The following is a 26,343-nucleotide window of genomic DNA, read 5'->3' as shown; positions in this document are numbered from 1 at the left end:
GGAAGGTCGGGATGGGGGTCAACCACAGGCGACGCTCTGTGCGGAGAGAGCGGATCCCCACCCGCTTTGCTCTACCGAGCAAGGCGACCTCCCCTTTTCAAGGGGAGGTTGCCGTCCCGCGACCCCGTCGGCCAATTGACATTCGGCCGCGGACTGCCAGACTTCGCGGAAAATTAGGGGTGGAGACCTCTGGATGGCCAATCTTTCGGCCTCAAATCACGTCGCCCGTGTTTTGTCGACGGCCAACCAGGTGGCCGGCGTCGACACCGAGACGCGGATTGCCGCGTCCTGGCGGCGCTGCCTGGTCAGTCACAAGCTCGATCCGGCCCGCCAGGGTCCGCCGCAGACGCTGACCGAAGCCGAAATCCGGCACGCCGCCGAGCCGATGGAGGATTTGATCCAGGTCGCGATCCCGGAACTGGAAGACCTCGCCCGGGTGCTTCACGACTCCGGCTACTGCGTCAATCTCGCCGATCCCAACGCCACCATGCTGGTGAGCAGGTTGCCCGACGGCGACTACGCGCGGATGTTTCTGGACTGGAAGATCTATACCGGCTCGAACTTCGCCGAGACCTTCGAGGGCACCAATGGGCTGGGGACCGCGCTCGCGGAGGAGAAGCCGATCCTGGTGCATCGCGATGAGCATTTTCGCGCGCAGTGGCACATGTTCTCCTGTGCCGTGGCGCCGCTGTTCGACCAGGCCGGGCGGCTCGCCGGCGCCGTCAACATCACCTCGTGCCGCAGCGACCTCGGCCGCAGCGCGCATGAACTGGCGCTCGCCGTCACCACGGAGGCGACGCGACGGATCGAGCAGTCGTTCTTCCGCCGGCGCTACCGTGCCTCCTGGATCGCGATGCTGCCCGGCGACGGGCACGGCATGCTGGCCTATGACGACGACCGCCGTGTCGTCGGCGCCTGCCGCACGGCGCGCGCCGCGTTCGGCCTGACCGATGCGATGATCGACGACGGCATCGACCTGTCGCATCTCATTCAACTGGACGATCGCGCGACGCGTGCCGCGGACGAGCAGGTCGCGCTGCGTCGCGCCGACGGCACGCCGTGGGGACGCGGCCATCTGGCGCCGCCGGTGCGGGCGCGATCGCCGCGTCCACCGTCCCAACCGCCGCGCGAAAAGCCGGCCGGACAGTTTTCCGGCCTGCACCGGCTGGCGGGCCGCGATCCCGTCCTGATCAAGGGCGTGAAGCGGCTGATGACGGTCGGCAATCTCGACCTGCCGGTCCTGCTGCATGGCGAGACCGGTGTCGGCAAGGACGTGTTCGCGCGCGCCATTCACGCCGCCAGCAACCGGGCGCGTCACAACTATGTTGCGCTGAATTGCGCGGCGATGCCGGAGAGTCTGATCGACGCCGAACTGTTCGGCTACGAGGCCGGCGCCTTCACCGGCGCCCGGCGCGACGGTTCGAAGGGCCTGATCGTGCAGGCCGATGGCGGCACGCTGTTCCTCGACGAGATCGGCGATATGCCGATCGGCTTGCAGACGCGCCTGTTGCGCGTTCTGGAAAACCGCGAGGTCTGGCCGCTGGGCGCGCTCAAGCCTGTCGCCGTCGACATCCACCTGATCAGCGCCACGCATCGCGACCTCGGCCGCATGGCGGAGCAGGGCGCCTTCCGCGCCGATCTCTATTTCCGCCTGCGCGGCATCGAGGTGCGGCTGCCGGCGCTGCGCGAGCGCGCCGACCGCAGAGACGTCATCGCGCAGATCGCCGACGAGGAAGCGCCGCATTGCCGCATCGCAACCGACGCCTGGGCGCAGCTGATGGCCTATCCGTTCCCCGGCAACATGCGCCAGCTCCGCCACGTGCTGCGGCTCGCCGGCTGCACCGCGGAAGACGGTGTCATCACGGATGCCGATCTCGATCTGCCGCCGTTCGGCGCACGCGGTGCGGAGGCCGATCACACCGCGAGCGAGCGCGCCGCGATCGTCGATGCATTGCGCGCCAATGACGGAAGAGTGACGGACGCGGCCAAGGCGCTCGGGCTCAGCCGCGCGACGTTGTACCGGAAGATCAAGGCGTTAGGGATCGCGCTGGACAGCTAGACCAGAACCGCCCCTGCTGTTCCGGCGGCACCTGAAGGGTGCTATCATACACCTTTCATTCAACGCCACGGAGCGGGTCCCATGACACGGTTTCCCCTCGCTGTGGTCGTTGGCCTCATTGCCGCGACCATTTCGCAGCCTGCCGCCTCGGATTCCACTGAGCAACGATTGGGCAAAGTGCATTTTGTGACATCCTGCAAGCCTGAAGCGCAGGAGCTGTTTGATCGCGCCATGCTGTATCAGCATTCGTTCTGGTACAGCGCGTCGCGGCGCACCTTCGAGGAGGTGCTGGAGGCCGACCCGCAATGCGCCATCGCCTATTGGGGGATCGCGCTCAGCTATCTCTACAATCCGCACGCCCCGCCGCCGCCGGAAAACCTTCCGCTCGGCCTCGAGGCTGCGAAAAAAGGCCAGGCGCTGAATGCCGGCACCCCGCGCGAGCGCGAATACATCGATGCGATCGCGGCGATGTATGTCGACTACGACAAGGTCGATCACCGCACCCGCGTGCAGCGTTTCCTCGCGGCCGAAGAGCAGGTCGCGACGCACTATGCCGACGATGACGAGGCGCAGATCGCCTATGCGATCACGCTCAACGTCGCGGCATCCCCGGCCGACAAGACCTATGCCAACCAGCTGAAGGGCGCGGCGCTGCTCGAACCGATCTTCAAGCGCCAGCCCGAGCACCCCGGCATCGCCCACTATCTGATCCATCTCTACGACTACCCGGCGCTCGCGGAGAAGGGCCTCCCCGCGGCGATGCGCTATGCCAAGATCGCCGAACACGCGCCGCATGCCCAGCACATGCCGTCGCACATCTTCACGCGCGTCGGCTACTGGAAGGAGTCGATCGCCTCGAACAAGGAATCCGCGCGCATCGCCAGGGAAGACGGCGAACAGCAGGACCAGGCGCACGCGATGGACTATCTGGTCTATGCCTATCTCCAGCTCGGCCAGGACAAGGAGGCGCGTGCGGTGATCGACGAGCTCGGCAAGCTTCAGTTCAAGCTCGACCGGTTCGCAGGCCCCTTCGCGGTGGCGGCAAGCCAGGCCCGCTATGTCTTCGAACGCGGCGACTGGAAGGGAGCCGCCGCGCTTGAAGTGCATCCGACCAAATACGCCTATGCGGACGCCATCACCTATTTCGCCCGCGCGGTCGGCGCGGCGCGCTCCGGTGACCCCGCCGCCGCCAAGGCCGATGTCGCCAAGCTGGTCGAGCTGCGCGACAAGCTGAAGGACGCAAAGGACGCTTACTGGTCCAACATCGTCGACATCCAGCAGCAGATCGCCAGCGCCTGGGTGCTGTACGCGGAAGGCAAATACGACGAGGCGCTCGGCGCGATGAACGCCGCCGCGCAGGCGGAAGACAAGACCGAGAAGCATCCCGTCACGCCGGGACCGCTGGCGCCGGCGCGCGAGCTCTACGCGGCGATGCTGCTCGATCGCGGCATGGCCAGGGAGGCGCTCGCCGCCTACGAAGCCGTGCTCAAGAAGGAGCCCAACCGGCTGGCGACTTATCTCGGCATGATCAAGAGCGCCAAGGCAGCCGGCGATCAGGCCAAGATCCGGGAATGCGCTGATCAGATTGCCCGGCTTACCGCGGATGCCGACCTGTCGCGGCCGGAGCTGATCGAATTGCGCCAGACGACCGGAAGCAAGCTGTGATGCCACGGGCGACATGGCGCAACGGTGGAGCGGCGCTGCTCGGCGCCGTTGCGCTATCGCTTTGCTATACCCTGCCGCTTGGCGCGATGGAGATCCTCGGCCAGGCCGGCGTGCTCGGCGAATGGGAGCTGACCGGACATCTCACCGAAAGCGCGCCAGGCGCGCCGAGGCAGTTCTCCGGACCGCTCAAGATGAAGCATGTGGGCATCTGCACGCAGGACGGGCCGGACGAACGCGCCGGAGAAATCAGGCTGCAAATCACGGGCGCGGATTCGCAGGTCACGGCCGAGCTTGTGCTGGACGGCGCGCCCTGCACCTACAGCGCCCGCAAGACGCGCAATTACGAGGGCACGCTGTCCTGCGAAGGACGCGCGCCCGTTCCGCTACTGGTGTGGCTCAAATAGCTGATACCGTCAGGCGGCCGGCCGCGCGCGGCGCAACCATTCGTTCAGATCGATGCCGCCGAGGCGCGCCTCGCCGAGCGGCACCAGCGAGTGCTGCTCGACCCGGCCGCCCCAATAAAGCGCCTCAGGGTCTTTCACCACCTCGCGCGGGTCGCCTTTTGCCTTCAGGTAGCGCGCCACGATCTCGTTGAACGGCGCGCGGTCCGGACCTGCGATCTCGACGATGCCGTTGCGCGGCGGCTCGAGCGCGATATCGGCGACGAGCGCGGACACGTCCTCCGCCGCGATCGGCTGGAACAGGCCGGGCGAGAGCCTGATGGTGTTGCCAACCACGCCCGCATCGGCGATCGCGCCGACGAATTCCATGAACTGCGTCGCGCGGATGATGGTGTAGGCAATCCCGGACGCTTCGATCAGCTTCTCCTGTGCGACCTTGGCGCGGAAGTAGCCGTTCTCGGGCGTGCGGTCGGTGCCGACGATCGACAGCGCGACATGGTGCTTGACGCCGGCCGGCTTCTCCGCCGCCAGCAGGTTGCGGCCGGAGGTCTCGAAGAACTCCATCACCGCCTTGTTCTCGAACGACGGCGAATTGGCGAGGTCGATCACGACCGCCGCGCCGGCCAGCGCCTCTTTCAGCCCCTCGCCGGTGATCGCATTGATGCCGTTCTTCGGCGAGGCCGCGACGACGTCATGGCCGCGCTGGCGCAGGATGGCAACGGTCTTTGAGCCGATCAGTCCGGTACCGCCGATCACAACAATCTTCATGGTGAGACTCCTTGTCGGTGACGAGGTTTCTTGAGACGTGCTTGCCGGATTTTCCCGCAGCAATCGTCATGGGTACGTCGATCCGCAGTAACTTCGATGGTTGCCGCGCGCGCGGCCGACCACGGCAGCGAAGAGAAAGATTGGTGAGTGGCGCTACCTCCTCGGTCGATCGCTCGCACGCAACTACACTATAGCACGCCACGGCTTTTCTGATGTCGCGGAACCTGTCGTCTGATGCGCTGGCGGACTACGCTTGCTGAACCTTCTACCGTCGCGTAGACTAATGCGTGCGTTCCAGCCAGCGTGCTGGGGTACCGAAAGCTTCGGCCGCTGCCGGGATATCACCGCGGGCTCTCTTTCGTGCTGCAACGCAAATGCTGGGCATGACGTATAGCCCGCTGTGCACTCCTTGATTTGATTTCAGCAAACGCAGGAGGAGTCTATGCGGAATTTTATCACCTTTTTCGTTTCCAGCGTGGCAATCGTCGTTGCGGCGTCGACCGCCGTAGCGGGTGAGAAAGTGCTCGAGTTCAAGCTCGTCACCAAGCCTGTCGACGTCAAGGTCATCGAGGCAGCAAACGTCGAAGGGCAGACGGTCGTTTCCGGCAAGTTCTTTGGTGTCGCCGTCTTCAGTGATGGCCATATCGGGGTGAAGGAGTTCGTCCATTCAGGAGACATGCTGAAGGGCTCGGGCTCCTATTACGGTTACAGCACCTACACGTTCGAAGAAGGCGCGATCACGGCGCGCTACACCGGCGCGGTCAAAGACGGAAAGTCAAACGGCGAATATACGATCCTCTCGGGCACGGGCGCCTATGCGAATGCGACGGGCACAGGAACGATCGAAAGCGCGCCGAACCCGTTCAAGGGGGTCAATCTTCTGAACATCAAACTGGTCGTGAGAACGCCGGGGTCATAGCAGCGCAGCGTCCGCAGGATCACAGCAAGGACAGCTACGCCTCGCATGGCGTTGGCCCGGCCCGCATGGCCGGGCCAAAGCCATCAAGCGCGGCGCAAGACGGGTCGTCAGCATTGCGCCTCCAAGGCGACGCAGCCCGACAGCCCTCAAACGATCGAGAGAAGATCGGGCGCCTGGACCCGTTCGCCTTGCAGATGTCCGCACGCTTCAGGAAAATTCGTTCCAGCTGACGCGGCGCGCATCTAGGTCGCCGAGCTCGACCGGATCGTGGATGTTGCGCACGCTCTGGAAGCCAGAGCGCAGATAGATCAGCGGGTCGACCGTGGTCGCGGCGCGGACGTGCTGGACCTCGCCCACGAAGATCGAATGCGTCCTGGTCTCGAATTCCTGCGCCAGCACGCAGTCGAACGCGGCGACCGCGTCCATCAGCACCGGCGCGCCGGTGGCGCCGGTGGTCCAGCGTCCAAACGCAAAACGGTCGTCGCCGTTGACGCCCTTCTGTCCGGAGAAAGTCAGTGCCAGCAGCGCGTGGTCCTCGTTCAGGAAGTTGATGACGAAATGGCGCTCCTCGCGGATGCGCTGATGCGCGCTGGCGTTGCGGTTGACGCAGACGATCAGCGAGGGTGGCGTGTCCGATAGCGAGCAGGCCGAGGTCACCGTCAGGCCCGTGCGCTTGCCGTGCACGGCGCCCACCGTCACCAAAGCGACGGCACCGGCGCATTGGCGCATCGCCTGCTTGAAACTCTGTGCGTCGACCGTCATGCCGCAAACCCTGTTTGAGCATGATCCTGCTCGAAAAGCCGCTTCGCACTTTGCGCCAACGCGGCCCTCCGGGTCCGGATCATGCTTAGGTAAAAAACACTCCGTTCAAGATATGCGAGGCGGGGTGCGAGGCAAGCCCCGCACCCCGCGCAGCTGTCATGCAGCCTTCTCGAACTCGGCGCCGAGATGCTTGAGGCGCGGCATCACCTCGTTCTTGAGCAGCGAGAGCGAGTGGTGCCAGGCTTCCGGCTTGTGCTTGTAGTCGAAGCCGAACACGCAGAGCACGCCGAAGCCGCCGACCTCGTCGTAGATCTTCTCGATCTTCTCGGCGACCGTCGCGGGCGAGCCGACGATCCAGTTCCGCTTGGCGCAATACTCGACCGTGACGTCGCTGTCGGGCACGTCGGGCGCGTGCTTCAGATAGTCCTTGAAGCCGAAATGGCCGAGCAGCGGCAGGAAGTACTCACCCATCATCCGGCCCATCATGTCGCCGGTCGAGAGCTTCCATGCCTCTTCATCGGTGTCGGCAACGAACACCTCGCGCACCAGCCGCCAGTCCTGCCGGTTCGGCTTGCGCCCGGTCTTGGCGGCCCCGATCTCGACCGAGTCCCAGTGGCTGCCGACATAGGCCGGGTTGAGGTTGAGGCTCATCGGGATGAAGCCGCGCTCGCCCGCAAGCTTCAGCGTGTCCGAGTTCTTCGACAGGCCAGCGACGCCGATCGGCGGATGCGGCGCCTGCAGCGGCTTGATGTGCGGCTTGAGGAAATCGAACATCGTGTCCGGCTTGGAGACCGTCCAGAACTTGCCTTTGTAGGTCCAGGGCGCGGGATCGCTCCACATCTTCAGGATGATCTCCAGCGCCTCGCGGGTCATGTCGCGGTTCTGCCCGCTCATGCCGTCGACGTTGAACATCGCCCAGTCGCTCGGCAGGCCGGATGCGGCGACGCCGAAATTGAGCCGGCCCTCGGAGAGATGGTCGAGCATCGCAACGCGGTTCGCGAGCTCGGCGGGATGATGATAGGGCAGCAGGAAGCCGCCCGGTCCGATGCGAAGTTTTTTGGTCTGCATCAGCGCCTGCGCGATCAGCAGGTCCGGCGTGGGATTGGGTTCCCAGGGCGCGGTGTGATGCTCGCCGATCCAGGCTTCCTGATAGCCGAGCTCGTCGAGCCAGCGCAGCGTCTTCAGGTCCCAGTCGTGGCCCTCCTTCAATCCGCACTCCGGCGGGTGAGAGGGCATGGTGAAATAGCCAAGCTCCATGTGCGTTTCCTTCCTTCGCGTTGGGTTCGGTCATGCAATGCGTCTTGCCGCGCATTGCATGACGATCAGCAAGCGCTGTGCCAGCGGAGGAAGTCGCAGGGATGGGTGGGAACGGCCGAATTTCGGCCGGCTGCGGCCGATCGGCGGGTGCGAGAAGGCTGACGACGTCTCATCGTCGCGAGACGTGTCGCAACGGTGAGACGCGCCGGCAAGCATTCCCGCTGTTTACTCGGGCGGCCTCCGCACACACGGAAGCAGATACTCTCGCGGAGAATCCCCTCACCCGAACTCGAGCTTTGCTCGAATTCGACCTCTCCCCGCAAGCGGGGCGAGGTGAAGCGCACAGATTACCCCGCCGCGCGGCGCGGCTGGGCGTTGGTGTCGGGCTCGGAGGGTGGAGGAAGCTGCATCAGGATGGTCTGGCCCATCGAGGCGATCTCGATGCCCTCCTCCTGGAAGCGCAGCTTCATGCGCCGGTTGAATTCGCGCTGGACCGGCCAGCGCCCGGCCTCGGTGCAGCGGATCTGGCCGACGATCGACACCATCGCACCGTCGACCTTGTCGACGCCCCACAGTTCGAGGTCGCTGCGAATCAGTGCGCGATACGCCGTCTCCTGGCGCATCTCGTCGACGATGTCCTTGAGGATCTGGCCGGCACGGTCGGTGTCCTCCCTGTAGGCGATGTTGACGCTGACGGAGGCGTTGCCGGCGCCGCGGCTGGCATTGGTGATGGTCGTGACCGCGCTGAAGGGCACGATATGGACTGCGCCGTCGCCGGCGCGCAGGCGAATGGTGCGGATCGAGACGTTCTCGACCACGCCCGAGAGCCCGGAGACGCTGACATTGTCACCGACCTGGACCGTGTTTTCCAGCAGCAGGAACAGGCCGGTGATGAGATCCTGCACCAGCTTTTGCGAACCGAAGCCGATCGCGATGCCGACGATACCGGCACCCGCGAGCAGCGGCGCCACATTGACGCCGATCTCGCTGAGCGCCGTGAGGCCGACCACCGTGGCGATCAGGCAGAGCAGCGCCGTGCGCAGCATCGGCTGGAAGGTGCGCAAACGCGCGGCGCGGGCATAATGGCCCTCGCGCGACAGGGTGTCGATCTGCCGGTCCATCAGCGCATTGGCGACTTCCCAGATCACGGCCGCGGCCAGCACGGCAAGGCCGATCGTCACCACGGCGGAGATCAGCCTGCTGCCGATCTGGCCGCCATAGAACCAGACGATGGCGTCGACGCCCCAGACTTCGAGCACGGCGACGAAGCCGATGAAGGCGATCACGCCGGACACGATCCTGCGCAGCAGCGGCAGATAGCGGTTGGCACGGGTCTCGAGGCCCGGAAAGCGCTGGATCAGCTCCGGGCTGATGCGGAAGCCGCGATCGATCAGGCTCAGCACCACCATGGTGACGAGGCGGGTGACCAAGAGCACCGCGATGGTGCCGACGAAATATTGCAGCAGCAGCGAATAGCCGTTGCGGATGTTGAGCGCCCAAACCGCCCACAGCGCGAGATCGAGCGCGATGGCCAGCACATGCCAGAGCGCCGCGAGCCGGTTGCGCGCCCGCGCCGCAAACCCGATGCGATCGGCCGGGGCGCGGATGACGTCGGCGACCTGCCGGCGGCACTGCAGGATGATGACGACAACGAACAGATGCACGACCAGCATCACCATGCGCAGCAGCGCGGCGTAACCTGCGCGGTGCAGGCCGAGCAGCAGCGCCACATTGGCAAAGGCGATGCCGGAGACGCCGACGCCGACGATGCGGCGCGCCCAGATCTCGATATAGGCGGCCGTCTCGGCGCGCACCGGGAACAGGCCGAATGGCCCCGCCAGCGCGCGCACCGCGCAGATCAGGACGCGCGAGAACACATAGGCGTTGACGACGGCAAGGATCACGAGCCGCGTGGTCGACTGATCGCCGATCTCGGTGCCGAGCAGCGCGGTGGCGATGCCGCCGAACACGACAACCGGCAGCAATTCGAGCAGCAGGCGGCCGAGCACGAAGGGCAGCCGGACCAGCGACTGCCAGGCCCGCGCCAGGCTGAGCCGGCGCCGCTGCAACTCGGGCGCCGGCGTGACGTCGGCAACCGACGACGGCGGATCGACGCTGGCGAGCGTCTGCACCGGCACGCGCGCGGTCTGCGGCAGCCGCGCTTCCAGGAACGCGACCGGCCGCTTGATCAGGCGGAACACCACCCATTCGGCGGCGAGCGCGCAGCCGAACACCAGCGCCAGCTTCCAGGCGATCTCGATCAGGAGGTTGTAGGCCGCGGGATCGTTCGCGGTCCGCATGATCCAGTAATAGAACGCCGGGAAGTGCGTGAGCGTCCGCGCCACGTCGGTGACCTCGCGCGACATCTCGCCGACCTGTTCCGACACCATCAGCAACAGCTGTGCGCCGAGGCTGTCGGCGGTGAGCGGGATCGGCGAATGCTGCTCGGGCGCAGGCGCCGGCTGCGCCGCCGCCTGCGGCGAGGCATTGGCGATGGCGCGCAGGGTGTTGATGATCTCGCCGCGCTTCTTGTCGTCCTGCAGCGTGTCGAGCGCACGTTTCGCCTGCTCAGGCGTCAGCGCGTCGCCGGTAGCGGGTTGCGGCGGCGCCGGCTTGGCGGCCGGCTGCGCAAGCGCGGGAGAGACGAACAAAGTGAAGACGAGAAGCAGCGCAAGGCGAAGTTTGTGCGACACGAGGGCCTCATAAAATAACTGCGCGACCGCAAACCCTTGGGAGGAATCTGCTCTCGCGCTCGCGCCATGTCGGATACTCCTTTTCGCCCCGATGGTGTGTCGGAAGTTTGCCGCTGTGACGGCCATCTCTTGGCATTTGCCGCAACACAATCGTCACAGGCGTTGAGCCGCGTTTACACTTCCAGTGCGCGTTCCCGGCCGATCGGCCCGCTACACGTCAGGGATGAAGCGGCAGAATCTTTCGCTTGACGCGCGGGAGCCACCGTGATGTTCTTATTTTGTTCTTTTTGTTCCCAATTGCGTTTCGAGGGTTTCATGCACGACGTGTTTAGTGACGACGGTCCGGTGCGGCTCTTCATTCACGACGACGATGAGACCCCGCTGGAATTCGTGCAGAATTTGTTGTGTACGGTGTTCGGGAAATCCGAGCAGGAAGCCATCGCCTCCGCTGCCTTGATCGAGGCCAAGGGCGCCATTCCGTGCGGTCCCTATCCGGGACCGGTGGCACGGGCAATCTTCAACTCGGCGAAGTGGCTGATCCGCTCCAACGGCCAGCCGTTGATGATCACCACCGAGTCCGCCGACGCCAGCCGCCCGTGCGATCTCTGCGAAGCCCCGAGGGCCGTGATGGAGATTCTGATCTCCGGTACGACTGCGTCGCTGTGCAGCGACTGCCTGCTCGCTGCACGCCGCAGCTCGGAAGAATTGCCGGGCGAGACGTTTCGGTCCGCTTACGTTGCGCTCGACTGGCATTTCGCCGGCGTGCCACGCAACCTGATCGTGACACGGGCGCGACAGTTTCCGGGCCACATGCGCGCCGACGTTCAGGTCGCGATCGACAAGCTGTTCACCGATCCGATCCACTTCTTCGGCATCCATGAAGAATATCGCTACGAGACGCTGGACTTCGCGGCGCTGATGAAGGCTGGCCGGAATGCACCGGCGATCGCGCCGCCGCAATATCGCGACGTCGATATCGGCGAGGCCGAGCCGGTGAAATGCCTCGCCAATGGACTATGGCTGTGCCGAACCGGCGAACTGCGCTACGCCGTGCTGCTGACGTTCCATCGCGAATATAATCACGAGCCGTCGCTGCGAATCGAGCTTGCGTTGCCCGCCGGGGCGACCGGCAATGCTTTCGTGCAGCGCACTTTCGCCGAACTAGAAGCCGCCGTACATGCGGCGCGATCCTATCGCGGCAAGATCCTGTCACTGGAGGATGGCGCCAATTATCGCGGACGTTCGCGTGGCTTGACCGTGCATCGCCTGCCGACGGTCGCTCGCGATGACGTGATCCTGCCGGACCGGACGCTGCGGCTGCTCGATCGCAACGTGCTCGGCTTTGTCGAAAGCCGCGATCTGCTGCGCGAGCTCGGCCAGTCGACCCGCAAGGGCATCCTGCTCTACGGCCCGCCCGGCACCGGCAAGACCCACACCATTCGCTATCTCGCCACCAACCTGCCGGATCACACCACGCTGATCATCACCGCCGAGCAGGTCGGGCTGCTCGGCGCCTATATGAACCTCGCGCGGCTGCTGCAGCCCACCATGGTCGTGATCGAGGACGTCGATCTGATCGCACGCGACCGCGAGGACATGGGCGGACCGTGCGAGGAATCACTGCTCAACAAGCTGCTCAACGAGATGGACGGCCTGAAGGAGGATTGCGACATCCTGTTCGTGCTGACCTCCAACCGTCCCGAAGAGTTGGAGAGCGCGCTGGCCGGCCGGCCCGGCCGCATCGACCAGGCGATCGAGGTGCCGCTGCCCGACGAGACCGGGCGCGGCAAGCTGATCCGGCTCTACGGCAAGGGCCTGCCGCTGGAGCAGCCCGTCATCGACGACGCCGTGCGACGCACCGAAGGCGTCAGCGCAGCCTTCATCAAGGAGCTGATGCGCCGTCTCGCCCAGGCCAGCATCGTCAGGGACGGTGGCCGCGAGGTCACCTCCTCCGACGTCGACGGCGCGGTGAACGAAATGCTGTTCGACGGCGGCCGGCTCAACGCCAAGCTGCTCGGCGGCGCGCAGGGGATGAGTGCCGGGTGATCGCCGATCAACCCGCAAGAGCAGCCGGCAGCAGCAACTCCCGCTCGCCAGCAACAACGCGGGCAAGCTCTTCCGACACGCGCGCGAGCACGCGGTCCCAGGCCTGCGGCTTGTCCTGGCGGAACAGTCGCATGGTCGGATACCACGGCGTGTCGGAGCGGTCGCGCAGCCAGCGCCAGTCGAGCGCATAGGGACACAACATCCAGACCGGGCGGCCAAGCGCGCCGGCGAGATGCGCCACCGAGGTGTCGACGGCGATGACGAGATCGAGCGCGCAGCAGGCTGCCGCGGTGTCGGCGAAATCGCCGAGCGTCGGCGCGAGGTCGATGATACCTGCGCCGAGGCCCCGCAGCACCGGATCATCGTCCGGCCGCGGCTCCTTCTGCAGGCTGTAGATCTGCACGCCTGATGTGACCAGCCGCGGCAGCACGGCGTCCGCCGGCAGCGAGCGCTGGCGGTCGCCGTTGTGCCTGGGATTGCCGGCCCAGACCACGCCGACCTTCAGCGCGGTCACGCCGGCGAGCGCCTCGCGCCAGCGCGCGAGCTTGCCGGCATCTGCCCGCAGATAAGATGTCGCTGCGGGAATGGTCTCGACGGTGGTGCGGAAGATCCGCGGCAAGCTCAGCAGCGGCAGTTGCAGATCGAACGGCGGCAGCGGCTCGCCGCGCGCGAACACCGCGACATCGGGCAGCATCGGCCGCAGCAGCGCGACCAGCGCCGGCTGCACCTGCAGAATGATCCGGCCGCCTCTGCCCGCCAGCATCGGCACGTAGCGGACGAAATTGATGGCGTCGCCGAGTCCATATTCGGCAAACAGCAGCAGCGTGCGTCCGGCAAGCGGCTCGCCCTGCCATTCCGGCTCGTCGAACACGGGATCGCCGTCGCTGAGCATCTTGGTCTTGCGGCGCCACCGATACTCCTCAAAGCCCTCCTCGAACTCGCCGTTCATCAGCAGGAAATGCGCGTGATTGTAGTGCGCCAGCGGCTGCTCGGGATCGAGCGCAATCGCCCGGCGCGAGGCCACCAGCGCCGCATCGATCTCGCCGGCATTGCGCAGCGCGACCGCGAGGTTGGCGTGGCCCTTGGCATAGAGCGGCTCGAGCTCGATGGCGCGCCGATGCGCGGCGACCGCGGCCTCGACCAGGTTCTGCGCCTCGAAGATGATCCCGAGATTGGTGTGCGCGGCGGCGTAGTCCGGCTTCATCGCCAGCGCGAGCTCGGCGCAGGCGATGGCGTCGTCGACCTGTCCGAGCTCGAACAGGCAGGCGCCGAGATTGTTGAGGATGACGTGATCGGACGGGTCGCGCGCCGAGACCTGGCGATAGATGCGGACAGCCTCCTCGCGCTCGCCCGCCTCGTGCAGCACCATCGCCAGCAGGCGCTGCGGCGCGATGTTGCCGGGATCGAGCGCGATCGCGCGGCGGTAGTGCAGGATTGCGTCCTCCAGAAAGCCCTGGCGATAGAGCGCCGCGCCAAGGCCGCAATGCAGCCCGACATTGTCGGGATCCGCGGCAAGTCCGCGGCGATAGGCCGTGGCGGCCGCCTCGTGCCTCTTCTGATCGGTCAGCACATTGCCGAGGTTGAGCCAAACGCCGCGGTAGACCGGATCGCGCGCGATCACCTCGCGATAGGCCTGTTCCGCCTCGACCGGCCGCTGCTGCCCGGCCAGCGCGACGGCGAGGTTGAATCGCGCCCGCGTCAGGCCGCCATCGAGCGCGATCGCGCGGCGGAACGCGGCCTCGGCCTCGTCGAAACGCGACAGATCGCACAATGCGACGCCGAGCTTGATGCGCAGGCCGGCGTCCTGCGGCCGCAGCGTCGCGCCGCGCTCGAACGCCGCCGCCGCGCCTTCGTGCTCGCCCTTCACGGCGAGCGCATCGCCGAGCGTGGCGAAGGCCGGCGCATGATCCGGATCGAGATTGAACACCCGGTTGAGCAGCAGCGCGCCTTCCGCAGCACGATCGGTCACGAAGGCGATGACGGCGGACAGATGCAGCGTCGGAACATGGTCGGGATGGGCGGTGAGGATGTCGCCGCACAGCGTGCCGGCCTCCGCCGCGCGGCCCGCGCAGTAATGCGCCACCGCATCCCGCAACATCCGATCCACCGCCACGCTGCCCACGATACCGCCCCTGCCAAAGTCCCCGATGCGGATTAAACGGGCGGCGGCGAGAAATCCGGCACGCGAAGTTCCGATTGAACGATCATGATCCGGGTCCGCGCCCCGACCTCTTCTCCTTCCCCCTGAAAGGGGGAAGGTCGGGATAGGGGTCCGGCCACGTGCACCGGTGCCCGCCGATAGAGCTGATCCCCACCCGCTTTGCTCTGGCGAGCAAAGCGACCTCCCCTTTTCAAGGGGAGGCGACCACGAGCAATGATGCGCCCGCCATCGCCGCTCTTGACGTTTGCCGCATCATGTAACATATGCGGTTACATGATCCGCGATAGCCGCCTGTCCAGCGTCCTGCATGGCCTGCTCCACATGATCGGGGCCGGCGAGCCGGTGACGTCGGAGCAACTTGCACGGGCGATGGCCACCAACCCGGTGGTGGTGCGCCGTGTGATGGCGGGGCTGCGCGAGCAGGGTCTGGTGCATTCGGAGAAGGGCCATGGCGGCGGCTGGACCCTGGCGCGCGATCCCGCCGCCATCACGCTCGCGAACATCTACCGCGCGGTCGGCGCGCCGACGATCGTTGCGATGGGCCATCGCTCGGAAAATCCCGGCTGCCTGGTCGAACAGGCCGTCAACGACGCGCTCGGAGACACGTTTCGCGAGGTCGAGGCGCTGTTCCTGAAGCGGCTCGGCGCGGTGACGCTCGAAGCGCTCGCGAGGGATTTCAAGCGCCGGCTCGCCAAACACAAGCAAAGTCTCGAGGACCAGATTCATGCAGTCAAGTGAGCAGGCGAAACCTCTGCCGTACAACGATCCCGCGCATTGGGACAAAATGGTCGCCGCCTATGAGGCACAGTCGCAGCCGTTCACGACATTGTTCGCCGACGCTGCGGTCGCAACGCTTCCGATCGACCCGTCATCCAGGGTGATCGACGTCGCCACCGGCACGGGCGCCGCGGCGCTGGCCGCCGCCCGCACCGGAGCCGAGGTCACCGCGATCGATTTCTCCGCCGGCATGGTGGCGCGGGTCCGGGCGCATGGTGTGGCGAATATCGAGGCGCGACAGATGGACGGCCAGGCGCTCGATCTGCCGGATGCCGCGTTCGACGCGGCAGTGTCGGTGTTCGGCGTGATGCTGTTTCCGGACTGGCGCGCCGGCCTCTGCGAGATGGCGCGTGTGACGCGACCGGGCGGATCGGCGGCGATTGCGGTCTGGAAAAGCGCCGATGGCGCCGCCGTGCATCTCTTGCTCTCGCAGATCATCCGGCGGCTCTATCCCGACAAGGTCACGCCGATGCCGTGCACGGGCCTCGCCGAGCTCGCCGACCCCGGCCGCCTCGCCGCTGCGCTCATCGCCGCCGGCTTCTCCGATCCGGCGATTGCCGAGATCACCCACGACTTCAAACTCAATGTCGCCAATCCCGCCGACGTCGACAAATTGTTCGAGTTCATGCCGCATTGGAGCGGGCTCGATGCAGACCAGAGCGCCGCAGTCGCGCGCGCCTTCCGTGCCGAGATCGAGCGCAGGCGGGTCGGCGACAGCTTCGCGATTCCGTCGACCGCGCTGATCGCGACGGCCCGGCGGGCTTGACCGAAACAGCCGCGATCCGGCCATGCGAGGTCATGGCCGCCTAGCGCTTGTCGTCCTCCGGCTTTTCTTCATCATCGCTCGGCGGCTGCAGGCCGGGACTGTTGGCCCAGCGATCGAGCTCCTCGATGACCCGCCGGTGGCTCGGCCGTAGCGGCTCTACACCACCGGGCTCTTGTGACAATTTTCGGGGCAGCTTGACCTGATCTGGCATGGTGAGGCTCCAGAGCTGGGGGCTGTACGCAGTGGCATTCGCAGCGATTGCTACGCGCGCGACTTGAGGAGATCGCGGATCTCGGTGAGCAGCTCCTGATCCTTGGTCGGCTTCGGCGGCTCGGCCGGCGCCGCGGGCGCTTCGCGCTTGAGCTGGTTCATGAGGCGGACCACGATGAACAGCACGAAGGCGACGATCAGGAAGTTGAGCGTCAGGGTCAGGAAGTTGCCCCAGGCCAGCACCGCTCCCTGCTTCTTGGCATCGGCCAGGTTGGTCGCTGTCACCGACTTCGACAGCGCGGTGAAATAATTGGAGAAGTCGAGCCCGCCGCTGACCGCACCGATGATCGGCATGATGATATCGGCCACCATCGACGAGACGATGGCGCCGAACGCCGCGCCGATGATGACGCCGACCGCGAGATCGACGACGTTGCCCTTCATGGCGAATTCCCTGAATTCCTTCAGCATGTGATCTCCTGTTTTCCAAATCAATGCGGTGGCACGGCGCGGCGACTGGATCGCCGGCCGCTCCAAAGGGGCGAAGGATTATTTGCGATCGGCCGGCTTCGCGGGTGCCGCGACCGGCTGCGCAGGCGCGGCCTGCTGCCATGGCGCCGGCAGGATGACCCGGGCCGGCGGCGGGTTCTGCGCGGCGCGCTGCACATTCGCATTTTCCGGCCGCGGTTCGTCGCCGGAATTATCCGCGTGGGCGATGGCGACATGGATGCCGAGCGCCAGCGCGACGAATCCGAGTGCCGCGCCGACCAATGCGGCGGACCGCACCGCACCAGCGCGCGGCCTGTTCAGGATGGCAGGATGAGATGAGGTCATCGCAACTGCTCCTCACGCAATACACATCGTTCGGAGCCGCGCGGGCGCGAGCGCCGCGCGGCTCGAGGCGGCTCGTCAGGTCTTGATGTCGTCCGGCAGCTTGCCGCCATTGGCGGCGAGCTTGGCCATCACCTGCTGATGCAGCCAGACATTCATCGTGGCGGTGTTGCTGGTGTCGCCGGCGTAGTGCAGCTCCTTCGCGAGCTCCTTGCGCGCCGCAAGGCTGCTGTCGAGACCGAGCGCCTTCATCAGGTCGACGATCGAGCTGCGCCAGTCGAGCTTCTCGCCGGTCGCCGCAGCGGCCTTGTCGACGATCCCGGCGACGTCGACGGTTTGTGCCGCCGCCGTGCCGGGCGCGGCGGATGCAGAAGTCGACGCCGATGGCGCTGCGCCGGGCGCGGCCGTCGTCGTGCTCTCAGCGGTTTTGGCCTGGGCGCCGTGGCCGAAGATTGCACCCATGATGCTTCCAAAAATGCTCATGATCTCTCGCTCCGTGCGCCCGAGACACCGCTCGTCCCGTGGCTTTTTCCAGTGACGGGGCGGACGATAGGCAGGCCATTGGCCGAGCGGAAGATGACCATCGTCACTATCGGAGTGTGGGACGGCGTGGTGCTGTCGGCGAGGAAAGCGTGCGGCTTTCTGCGGCCGCGCGAGAGCCTTTCATCGTACGCCCCACGTGCGATGAAGTCAGCCGTCCCGGCCCGATTCGCCAGCCCCGAGAAGTCGGGACGGCTGACACAGACATGCGTTCGGTATCGCGGGCTAGCGCTCAGGATCACCTCGCCCCGCGTGCGGGGAGAGGTCGCAACGCATCGTTAGATGCGTTGCGGGTGAGGGGGAGTCTCCGCAAACGCCGCTATCACCGCATTTGTGGAGACGGCCCCTCACCCCAACCCTCTGCCCGTAAGAACGGGGAGAGGGGGTGCAGCGTCATCGCGATCGCTATTCGAGCTAGAGCTGGCGGCGGCGGATGGTCTGGGCGAGTTCGACAAAGCTCTCGGCAATGCCGACGCCGGTCTTGGCGCTGACCGACTTGACGCTCGACTTCGCAAGCCCGGCAATCGCGCCCGCGCTGCCCGCGGCTTCCGGCAGGTCGATCTTGTTCAGCAGCGCCCGGTAGGGCCGGCCGGGGAAGCGCTCCTCGAAGCCGCGCACCAATTCGACCATGCGGGTCACCGTCTGCGGCCGCGTGACATCGGACACGATGATGGCGGCGGATGCGCCGGTGACATAGACCGTGTCGAAGATCTGCGTGCCGAAATCGCCGTCGGTGTCCCACAGCACGAGGCGCATCGGATCGCCGCCATCCGCCGGCGCCACGTCGTGGCTCAGGATCTCGACGCCCAGCGTCGATTTGTACTGGCCCTCGAACCGGTTGTAGATCAGCCGATAGAGGATCGACGTCTTGCCGACCCCCATATCGCCGAGCAGCATGACTTTCGCGGTGAGCATCAGCGGGCCACTTCGCCTCGATAGACCGTCTCGAACGCCACGCGGCGGTTGCCCCCGACGGTGGCGTCGAGCCGGTCGGTGATCGGCATCGTCGCCGCGCGGGAAACCAAAATCAGCCGTGACGGATCGACCCCCAGCGCGGTCAGCCTGCGCTGGACCTGCTCGGCCCGCTTGCGCGCCAGCGTCCGGTTGGTGCCTTCCGTGCCGCTCTGATCGGCATAGCCGACGATGCGCAGCCTGAGATCGTTGTTCGCCATTAGTCCGGCGAGCTCGCGCAGCTGCTGCTCGGCCTGGTCATTGTCGAGGAACTCGTCGGCATTGTTGACGAAGAAGATCGCGGTCGTGGCGATGAAGCGGTCGAGCCGCGCCGCCGGGCCGTCGGCGACGGCTTGCAGCTTCGAATACTGCTCGCCCAATTTGGCGTACTGCTCGCCGAGCTTGTCATATTGCTCGCTCAGGGCGGCATATTTCTCCTCGCCCGACTTCGCCTGCGCACCGATCGCCTCGCGCATCTGGTCGAGGCTCGCCTGCAGGCGCGTCAGGCTCTGCTGCAGGCCCGCGATGCCGGCCTGCGATGCCGCCATTTGCTCCGGTGCGGACACCAGACCGATGTGGTTGACGATCTTGTACGGTGCCGCGGCCGCAGCGAGCGCATCGATCAAGGGCGCGGTCTCCAGCTGGCTCGGCTCGATGCCTGAAACGGCCACACTTCGGCTGCCGTGATCGAAGTCGAGCCGCAGCGGGAACGAGGCCAGCAACGGCTGCTTTGCGGCGAGCTGTACCAGCGCCGCTTGGGTCCGCCGCTCCAACAGGCCGCGCGTCGCCGATGTCGCGGCAAGCCAGAGCAACAGCGCGGCCATTGCCGCGAGCAAGGCGAACAGGATCACCTTGCCGCGCCGGCTCGCGATCCGCCGTGGCGTATCGTCGGTCTCGATCGCGGCCGCCAGCGACGCCAGCATCGGCCCGTCGCAATCCGCGCCGCGGTCGATGCGCTCGATCGCATCGAAGAACAGCGAGTTGATCCTGGCGTTGTCGGCGGGCCGCAGCGGTCCCAGGCACTCCGCCGCCAGGATGAAGCGGGGCGAGGCGCGCAGCGCGAGCTGCCGTCCGCCGAAATCGAGCGTCTGCAGATTGCCTTCGCCGGCGAGCGCCTGCACCGAGAATTCCAGGATCGCCGCGACCATCGCGCTGAGCAGGTCGGCGCGTTCGTCGGCGGTCGCAGCGCGCTTCCAGTCTGCGATCAGGCGGCCATTGCCGCGTTCGATGATCAGGAGCCGGTTGATCTGCGGCGGCTGATCGGCGAGCACGAATTCGCTGATCGGGCGTCCCGTCACCAGCGACTTGACGCGGCCGACCCACAATTGCGCGGAGGTCAATGCATTGATGCGCTGCTCGAGCGAGGCAACCAGCTCCCTGAACGAATTCGCCACCGCGGCGCTGACCAGCCGGCCGACGATCGGATAGAGCGCCTCGATCATCTGCTCGCGCGAGTTCTTGATCTCGCTGCGGATCGCCGAGACCACGACCGGCGCAATCGCGCTGGCGAGCTCGCGCGGCCGGTTGACCTCGGCGCGCTCCAGCGCCTCGACCAGGATGCCCGCGGTTGCCGTCTCCAGGCGGTCGGCGTTGCCGACGTAGCGCTGCAGCGAGTCGAGGTCGGCCTCCAGCGACGTCAGGCGCGTCGCCTCGGGCTGAAACAGCAATGTCTTGAGCTGCTCGATCTCGCGGTTCTGGCCGGCAGCAGCTGCCATGCTATTTGCCCGTGCGGCCGGATCCCAATCCGCTGATGACCGAGCCGAGCTGGGTGATCGCCGCGCCGACATCCTTCAGCGAGTCGAGCCGCTTCTGCTCGGTATCCCGCTCGAGGTCGGAGAGCCGCGCAGAAAGCGCGGTGAGTTCGTTGGTGAAGTCCGCCTGCATCTGCTTGAGCGATGCCTGCATCTCCTCGCGCAGACCCGAGAGGTTGGTCTCGAGCGAACGTTGCGCGCCGCCGAACAGCAGGTCGCGGACCTGATCGATCGCCGCCATGCCATGCGCCGCGGCGTCCGCGCCGTTGCCGGCTGCCGGAACATCCGTATCCTTGGTCTGGCGCTCGATACCCTTCATGGTCATTTCCCGCTTACTCATAGCTGCGCAATCCGGACCTGCCCTGTCAAAAAGCAAATCCGAAACAACCCTATAGCCAATTTTGCCGGCGCGGCCCAGAGAAAGGCGAGCAATCTCAGCCGGATCAACCGCTTGGTTGTGCGATCGCGGCCAATTATTTCTAGTAAGTTATTGCCTTTATTGCGAGTTCTGTACGGTTCTTGACCTGGCATTTCTCCAGAATCGTGCTGACATAGTTCTTCACGGTTCCTTCCGCCAAATGCAGCTGCTCGCCGATCTCGGTGTTGCTCTTGCCCTCGACGATCAGCGTAAGAATTTCATTCTCTCGCGCCGTCAGCCCGTCGCGAACCGGCAGCTTCGCCGAGACGCGCGGGCCGCGCAGCCGCTTGAACTCGTCGAGGATGCGCGCGGCGACGCCGGGCGAAAGCCCGGACTGGCCGTTGATGACCGCGCGGATCGTCGAGGCGATCTCCTCCATCCTGGCGTCCTTCAAGAGATACGCCTTGGCGCCTGCGCTCACCGCCTCGAAGATCAGGTCGTTGGTCTCGAACGTCGTCAGCACCACGATATGGGTCTGCGGCAATTCGCGGAGAATCCGCTGGGTCGCGGCGATGCCGTCGACCCGCGGCATCTGCAGATCCATCAAGATGACGTCCGGCCGATAGCGCCGCGCGAATTCGATGGCCTGCTCGCCATCGGCCGCGCCGGGAAGGATCTCGAAATCATCGTTCTGCTGGGCGAGCAGCGTCGCGATACCTTCCCTGATCAGCGTCTGATCCTCGGCGATCAGCACCCGTATCTTCTCAATTCTGCTCACGGGCTTTCCGTCATCCTCTCGAAAACGCGTTGCATGCGCGGCAACGAATTCAATCGGCCAGCACGCCGGCGGATACCGCCGGCGGCACCGCCACGGGGAGCGAGATCCGGACCAGCGTTCCCTGCCCGGGCGCGCTCTCCACCGCACAGCTGCCGCCGACAAGTTCAGCAAATTCGGCCATGCCAATCAATCCGAAATGTCCTGGCGTCGGGACCGCGGGATCGAAGCCGCGGCCGTCATCGCGGATCTCGACAATCAGCTTGCGGCCGACCGCGGCCGGTTCGTCGAAGGCGTGAAAGGAGACTCGGCGCGCCTGCGCGTGCGTCTGAACATTGCGCAGTGCCTCGCTGAGAATGCGCTGAACCGTCAAGCCGCAATCGCGCAGGCCGGGGCGCGCCGCTTCGTCGATCTGGATCGACACCCTGACGCCGCTGCGTGCGGCAAAGTCGCTCAGCAGCCCCTCGACATCGGGATCGAGCTTCAGGTCGTCGGGCGTGCGCAGGCGATCGATGGCTTCGCGGGCACGCGAAAGGCCGCTCGCGGCCGCATCTTCAGCTGTCGCAAGGCTGTCCGCCACACGAGCGGGATCGGCCGACAAATAATGCCGGATCAGCCGTATCTGGGTCAGCAGCGCCACGATCGAGTGCACCAGCGTATCGTGCAGATCGCGCGCCAGCCGCAGCCGCGTTCGCGCCAGCGAGGCAAAGCGCACCTCCGCGCTCGCCGCCTCGAGCTGCTGCTCCATCAGGCGCCGGGCGCGGCGCTCACTGCCGAGCAGCGTTTCGACCTGGCGGCCGGCAAAATCCGGCATGGCGATGACGAAGTAATGCGACCGCGCGCCGTTCCACAGCACGACCGCCGTCATCGGCTGCGTGATGTCAGGCGACGCGCCGCGCACACCGGCCAGCGCGATCATGTCCCGCTGGCCGCTGGCAAGCGCCGCCAACTCGGCTTCCATGCCGACCAGCAACACGCACTCGCAGCAGTCGACGCCGGTTGCGGGAAGCCACTCGACCAGCCGGCCGATCTTCCGCTGCATGCTTCGATCGGCGCCGATGACGGCGAGACCGATGACGTCGGCTTCTGCGGCCGCAAGCAAATCCGCGCTCAGATCGATCATGCGTTGCCCATCAGCTCAGCGAGCAGCCCACTCTGGCGTAAGCCGGCAGCGGTCGCAAACGAATATGACTTTCGTCACAACCGGTCCTGACCTTCGTCAGATGCCGCGGCTGCTCGAAATGCGGTTCTGTCTCAGGAATGAGCAACAGCGCAAGCCATGATGTGCCAAATGCCGGCGTCCATGGCGATGCCGGCCGGGCGCCGGGCCTCGCGGAAGGTCGCGCCAGTCGGCCGGAATGTGAGCTGACAATGAAGGGCGCACCACGCAAACCGTCGGGCATCGAGCTGCGCATGCTGGCGGAAGCAAACAAGCCTGCGCGGCGCCGGCGCCTGAGCGCAACCCAGAAGATGGCATTGCAGGAAGCGCTCGCCGGCCGCCTGCAGCTCTATCCGCGCGGATATGCCGCGAGCAAAACCGGACCGTTCCACTCCCGACGCGCCATTCTCGGACTGGTGCGCGCCGGCCTGATGAGCCTCAGCGCGACGGCGCGCTATGCGGCCGTGACCAGGCGCGCGCGCGAGATGTACGAGGCCGCGGCAAGCAGCGACGCTGCGCCCGAGTGAACGCGCCATTGCGCTGAGGCGCTCGAAGCCCTCACCATCCATTTCATTTCTCCGCCGAGGCTTGGCCGGAGTCACGCGCGCGCGGACGCTGTCACGGCCGCGCCGATTCCGGCTGCGAAGAGCGTCAGACCAGCCGGCTCGCTGCAGCGGGACACGTATGCAGATTAACTGCGAAGATAATCTTTACAGTTTACCTTCATATATGCTATCCGATCCGGCATGAGCAATGTACCGGTCCGCCCCGGCTCGGCGCGCACATCCGCGCTGGCCGAAGATCTTCGCCTGTTGATTGGAACGCTGAAGCGGCGGCTTCGCGAGCAGGGTCAGCGCGAGGACCTCCCGCCTTCCCAGGTCGCGGTGCTGCTTCGCCTCGAAAAGGACGGCCCCGCGACCGTGTCCAGCCTGGCGCGATCGGAGGGCATGCGTCCGCAGTCGATGAGCTCGGCGATTTCGGCGCTCGAGGCCGCGGGCCTGGTCCGCGGCGCGCCGGATCCGGACGACGGCCGGCAGACCATCATGTCGCTCACCGATAGCTGCCGCGAACGGCTGCGCACCGGCCGCGCCGCGCGGCAGGACTGGCTGTCGCGCACCATCGCCGCGCGGCTGTCGGCGCGGGAACAGGACGAACTCGCCGCCGCCGTCGGCTTGCTGAAGCGGCTGGTCGAGGATTGAGGCGGGCTGCGCCGCGACAGCTTGCGAGAAAGGTAACGACCATGGCCCTGACGACGCTCGATCCGATCACCGCATTGATCGTCATCGATCTACAAGGCGGCCTCATGAACTGGCCCTTCGCCCATCCGATCGGCGACATCGTGGCTCGCGCCACCGCGCTTGGCGCTGCGTTCCGACGGCGCGGTCTGCCGGTCGCGCTGGTCAATGTCGACGGCAGCTCGCCGGGACGAACCGAGCAGGCGCCGCGCCAAGGAAATCCATTCGGCGGCCCGCTTCCCGACGGATGGACCGATCTCATTCCGGAGCTCGACCGACAGCCCAGCGACATCGTCGTGACCAAGCGAACGCGAGGCGCATTTGCCAGCACCGACCTCGAAGGCCTGCTGAGAGCGCGCGGCGTCACGCAAGTCGTGATCGCCGGCGTCGCCACCGCCGGCGGCGTCGAATCGACGGCGAGACAGGCCTATGAAGCGGGCTTCAACGTCACGCTCGCGATCGACGCCATGACCGACGCGCGGCCGCACGCGCATGCCTACAGCATCGAACACGTGTTCCCGCGGCTCGGCGAGACCGGCTCGACGCAGGCGATCATCGATCTCGTTGAAAGGACCAACGCGCATGAACTGGCTTGACCTCGTCGCCTATTTCTTCGGCGGCGCCTTTCTCACCAATGCGATCCCCCACGTCGTCGCCGGCATGATGGGCGAAGCGTTCCAGAGCCCGTTCGCCAAGCCGCCCGGCGAAGGCCTGTCCTCGTCGACCGTCAACATCGTGTGGGGCTTCTTCAACCTCGCGGTTGGATATCTGCTGGTCTGCCGCGTCGGCGACTTCGGCTTGCGAACCACCAGCGACGTCGCAGCGCTCGGTCTCGGCGGTCTTCTGATCGGCCTGTTCCTGGCGCGGCGGTTCGGGCGGTTTCACGGCGGGAATGAACCTCAGAGAACATGAGACGCGTCTTTCGATCGCTTGCGAGCTTCAACTACCGGGTCTGGGCGGCCGGCGCGCTGGTGTCCAACATCGGCACCTGGATGCAGCGCGCGGCGCAGGACTGGCTGGTTCTCACCCAGCTGACAAATCACAGCGCGTCCGCCGTCGGCATCGTGATGGCGCTGCAATTCGGGCCACAACTATTGTTGATGCCGTGGACCGGCTTTGCCGCCGACCATTTCAACCAGCGCAAGCTGCTGATGGCGACCCAGGCGACGATGGGCGCGCTGGCACTCATCCTCGGCATTCTCACCGTCACCGGCCTGGTGCAGCTCTGGCACGTCTACACCTTCGCGTTCCTGTTCGGCTGCGCGGCGGCGCTCGATGCCCCGGTGCGGCAGACCTTCGTCGCCGAGCTGGTCAGCGATACCAATCTGTCGAATGCAATCGCGCTGAACTCGACCTCGTTCAACGCCGCGCGCATGATCGGCCCCGCCGTCGCCGGCCTCATTATCGCCTCCGTCGGTACCGGCTGGGCATTCCTGTTCAACGGCGCATCGTTCCTGGCGGTGCTGACCTCGCTGACCCTGCTGCGCACCTCCGAGCTGCGCCCGAACGCGCGCGCCCATCGCACCAAGGGTAGCGTAATGCAGGGCTTCCACTATGTCTGGTCCCGGCCCGATCTCAGGGCGACGCTGATCATGCTGTTCCTGATCGGGACCTTCGGACTGAACTTTCCGATCTTCATTTCCACCATGGCGGTTGGCGTGTTCCACACCGATGCGCGCGGCTTCGGCCTGCTGTCGTCGATGATGGCGCTCGGAACGATGTCGGGCGCGCTGCTGGCCGCGAGCCGCGAGGAGCCGCGCTTCGGCTCGCTGATGCTGGGCGCCGCGATCTTCGGGCTGGGCTGCACGCTCGCCGCGTTGGCGCCGAGCTATTGGCTGTTCGCCGCGGCGCTGGTCGTGATCGGCGTCGCCGCACTGACCGTCACCAACACCTCGAACGCGCTGATGCAGCTCTCGACCGAGCCCGCGATGCGCGGACGGGTGATGGCGCTGCGGCTCGGCGTTGCGCTCGGCGGCACGCCGATCGGCGCACCGATCGTCGGCTGGGTCGCCGATCACCTCGGCCCGCGCTGGGCACTCGGCGTCGGCGCCGCCGCCGGCTTTGCCGCGGCGATCGTCGCGATCGGCATGCTGTCCCGATCGGGCGGCGAAGCCGAGCGCCGCAGCCAGGAGGCGCGAAGGAGCGAGGTCAACCTGCCGCAGCAACGTTGATCATCGCTGACGCGAACCGTCTGATGTCGTCATTCCGGGGCGCGCAGCGAACCCGGAATCTCGAGATTCCGGGTTCGATGCTTCGCAT

The 26,343-nt window shown here is 66.2% G+C and carries 26 protein-coding genes; 12 read left to right on the top strand and 14 right to left on the bottom strand.

Features of this window, described 5'->3' with window-relative positions; all coding sequences use genetic code 11:
* Positions 1–193 precede the first annotated feature (193 nt).
* The 3 genes from RX327_RS03955 to RX327_RS03945 all read left to right on the top strand — a co-directional run bounded on the left by RX327_RS03955 (position 194) and on the right by RX327_RS03945 (position 4,128).
* Complete coding sequence (locus RX327_RS03955) at positions 194–2,059, top strand: sigma-54-dependent Fis family transcriptional regulator (RefSeq protein WP_317249523.1); 1,866 nt, start codon at positions 194–196, stop codon at positions 2,057–2,059.
* An 81-nt stretch (positions 2,060–2,140) separates the two neighbouring features.
* Positions 2,141–3,724 (top strand): hypothetical protein, encoded by a 1,584-nt coding sequence (locus tag RX327_RS03950; RefSeq protein ID WP_050384654.1) that lies wholly within the window; start codon positions 2,141–2,143, stop codon positions 3,722–3,724.
* Entirely contained in the window at positions 3,724–4,128 is a 405-nt protein-coding gene (locus tag RX327_RS03945) for a hypothetical protein (RefSeq protein WP_050384653.1), read from the top strand. Before RX327_RS03950 ends, RX327_RS03945 begins: the two co-directional genes overlap by 1 nt.
* 9 nt (positions 4,129–4,137) lie before the next feature.
* Here RX327_RS03945 and RX327_RS03940 read toward each other — a convergent pair whose 3' ends face one another.
* A complete protein-coding gene (locus RX327_RS03940) occupies positions 4,138–4,893 on the bottom strand; it encodes an SDR family oxidoreductase (protein WP_050384652.1) in 756 nt (251 codons plus the stop codon).
* Between the two features lie 442 nt (positions 4,894–5,335).
* On the opposite strand from RX327_RS03940, the gene RX327_RS03935 reads away from it, so the two are divergent.
* Entirely contained in the window at positions 5,336–5,812 is a 477-nt protein-coding gene (locus RX327_RS03935) for a hypothetical protein (protein WP_028335900.1), read from the top strand.
* Between the two features lie 207 nt (positions 5,813–6,019).
* On the opposite strand, the gene RX327_RS03930 is transcribed toward RX327_RS03935, so the two are convergent.
* The 3 genes from RX327_RS03930 to RX327_RS03920 form a co-directional block, all read right to left on the bottom strand.
* Positions 6,020–6,574 (bottom strand): flavin reductase family protein, encoded by a 555-nt coding sequence (locus RX327_RS03930; protein ID WP_317249522.1) that lies wholly within the window; start codon positions 6,572–6,574, stop codon positions 6,020–6,022.
* Between the two features lie 156 nt (positions 6,575–6,730).
* The gene (locus tag RX327_RS03925) at positions 6,731–7,831 is read right to left on the bottom strand and encodes an LLM class flavin-dependent oxidoreductase (RefSeq protein WP_317249521.1); all 1,101 of its coding nucleotides are present in this window, start codon (positions 7,829–7,831) and stop codon (positions 6,731–6,733) included.
* Positions 7,832–8,178: 347 nt separating this feature from the next.
* Complete coding sequence (locus tag RX327_RS03920) at positions 8,179–10,524, bottom strand: mechanosensitive ion channel domain-containing protein (protein WP_317249520.1); 2,346 nt, start codon at positions 10,522–10,524, stop codon at positions 8,179–8,181.
* 315 nt (positions 10,525–10,839) lie between these two features.
* On the opposite strand from RX327_RS03920, the gene RX327_RS03915 reads away from it, so the two are divergent.
* Positions 10,840–12,570, top strand: a complete 1,731-nt coding sequence (locus RX327_RS03915; protein ID WP_050384650.1) for an ATP-dependent Clp protease adaptor ClpS — start codon at positions 10,840–10,842, stop codon at positions 12,568–12,570.
* Between the two features lie 7 nt (positions 12,571–12,577).
* Here the strand turns inward: RX327_RS03915 and RX327_RS03910 are convergent, their stop codons facing one another.
* Positions 12,578–14,668, bottom strand: coding sequence for a tetratricopeptide repeat protein (locus tag RX327_RS03910; RefSeq protein ID WP_050384649.1), 2,091 nt, complete (start codon positions 14,666–14,668; stop codon positions 12,578–12,580).
* Positions 14,669–15,004: 336 nt separating this feature from the next.
* Between RX327_RS03910 and RX327_RS03905 the strand changes: the two genes are divergently transcribed.
* The gene (locus RX327_RS03905) at positions 15,005–15,469 is read left to right on the top strand and encodes an Rrf2 family transcriptional regulator (RefSeq protein WP_028335903.1); all 465 of its coding nucleotides are present in this window, start codon (positions 15,005–15,007) and stop codon (positions 15,467–15,469) included.
* Positions 15,456–16,274 carry a class I SAM-dependent methyltransferase gene (locus RX327_RS03900; RefSeq protein WP_038377722.1) on the top strand — a complete coding sequence of 273 codons (819 nt, stop codon included), beginning with the start codon at positions 15,456–15,458 and terminating at the stop codon, positions 16,272–16,274. Before RX327_RS03905 ends, RX327_RS03900 begins: the two co-directional genes overlap by 14 nt.
* Before the next feature lie 40 nt (positions 16,275–16,314).
* On the opposite strand, the gene RX327_RS03895 is transcribed toward RX327_RS03900, so the two are convergent.
* From RX327_RS03895 to RX327_RS03855, 9 genes are all read right to left on the bottom strand, one after another.
* Positions 16,315–16,485 carry a hypothetical protein gene (locus tag RX327_RS03895; protein ID WP_167350395.1) on the bottom strand — a complete coding sequence of 57 codons (171 nt, stop codon included), beginning with the start codon at positions 16,483–16,485 and terminating at the stop codon, positions 16,315–16,317.
* A gap of 50 nt (positions 16,486–16,535) precedes the next feature.
* On the bottom strand, positions 16,536–16,955 hold the full coding sequence (gene mscL / locus RX327_RS03890) for a large conductance mechanosensitive channel protein MscL (protein ID WP_028335905.1): 420 nt from the start codon (positions 16,953–16,955) through the stop codon (positions 16,536–16,538).
* 78 nt (positions 16,956–17,033) lie between these two features.
* Positions 17,034–17,318: a hypothetical protein gene (locus RX327_RS03885; RefSeq protein ID WP_050384648.1), complete on the bottom strand. Its 285-nt coding sequence runs from the start codon at positions 17,316–17,318 to the stop codon at positions 17,034–17,036.
* 75 nt (positions 17,319–17,393) lie between these two features.
* Positions 17,394–17,798, bottom strand: coding sequence for a DUF3597 domain-containing protein (locus tag RX327_RS03880; RefSeq protein WP_050384647.1), 405 nt, complete (start codon positions 17,796–17,798; stop codon positions 17,394–17,396).
* Positions 17,799–18,269: 471 nt separating this feature from the next.
* On the bottom strand, positions 18,270–18,770 hold the full coding sequence (locus RX327_RS03875; RefSeq protein ID WP_050384646.1) for a Rab family GTPase: 501 nt from the start codon (positions 18,768–18,770) through the stop codon (positions 18,270–18,272).
* Positions 18,770–20,521, bottom strand: coding sequence for an OmpA family protein (locus tag RX327_RS03870; RefSeq protein WP_050384645.1), 1,752 nt, complete (start codon positions 20,519–20,521; stop codon positions 18,770–18,772). Before RX327_RS03870 ends, RX327_RS03875 begins: the two co-directional genes overlap by 1 nt.
* Before the next feature lies 1 nt (position 20,522).
* Entirely contained in the window at positions 20,523–20,876 is a 354-nt protein-coding gene (locus RX327_RS03865; RefSeq protein ID WP_244482029.1) for a hypothetical protein, read from the bottom strand.
* Positions 20,877–21,036: 160 nt separating this feature from the next.
* Entirely contained in the window at positions 21,037–21,693 is a 657-nt protein-coding gene (locus RX327_RS03860) for a response regulator transcription factor (RefSeq protein ID WP_028335911.1), read from the bottom strand.
* Positions 21,694–21,742: 49 nt separating this feature from the next.
* Positions 21,743–22,813 carry a sensor histidine kinase gene (locus tag RX327_RS03855; RefSeq protein WP_050384643.1) on the bottom strand — a complete coding sequence of 357 codons (1,071 nt, stop codon included), beginning with the start codon at positions 22,811–22,813 and terminating at the stop codon, positions 21,743–21,745.
* Between the two features lie 137 nt (positions 22,814–22,950).
* Between RX327_RS03855 and RX327_RS03850 the strand changes: the two genes are divergently transcribed.
* From RX327_RS03850 to RX327_RS03830, 5 genes are all read left to right on the top strand, one after another.
* Positions 22,951–23,376, top strand: a complete 426-nt coding sequence (locus RX327_RS03850; protein ID WP_028335913.1) for a hypothetical protein — start codon at positions 22,951–22,953, stop codon at positions 23,374–23,376.
* 219 nt (positions 23,377–23,595) lie between these two features.
* Positions 23,596–24,048, top strand: coding sequence for a MarR family winged helix-turn-helix transcriptional regulator (locus RX327_RS03845; RefSeq protein WP_028335914.1), 453 nt, complete (start codon positions 23,596–23,598; stop codon positions 24,046–24,048).
* Between the two features lie 41 nt (positions 24,049–24,089).
* Complete coding sequence (locus RX327_RS03840) at positions 24,090–24,680, top strand: isochorismatase family protein (protein WP_028335915.1); 591 nt, start codon at positions 24,090–24,092, stop codon at positions 24,678–24,680.
* On the top strand, positions 24,667–24,996 hold the full coding sequence (locus RX327_RS03835) for a hypothetical protein (RefSeq protein ID WP_016848133.1): 330 nt from the start codon (positions 24,667–24,669) through the stop codon (positions 24,994–24,996). Before RX327_RS03840 ends, RX327_RS03835 begins: the two co-directional genes overlap by 14 nt.
* Complete coding sequence (locus tag RX327_RS03830) at positions 24,993–26,255, top strand: MFS transporter (protein WP_028335916.1); 1,263 nt, start codon at positions 24,993–24,995, stop codon at positions 26,253–26,255. Before RX327_RS03835 ends, RX327_RS03830 begins: the two co-directional genes overlap by 4 nt.
* Positions 26,256–26,343: the final 88 nt, after the last annotated feature.

This window comes from Bradyrhizobium sp. BEA-2-5 (assembly GCF_032918025.1).
GTDB lineage: Bacteria > Pseudomonadota > Alphaproteobacteria > Rhizobiales > Xanthobacteraceae > Bradyrhizobium > Bradyrhizobium pachyrhizi.
The sequence above is the reverse complement of the archived record's forward strand: the minus strand, read 5'-3'. Positions and strand labels throughout refer to the sequence as shown.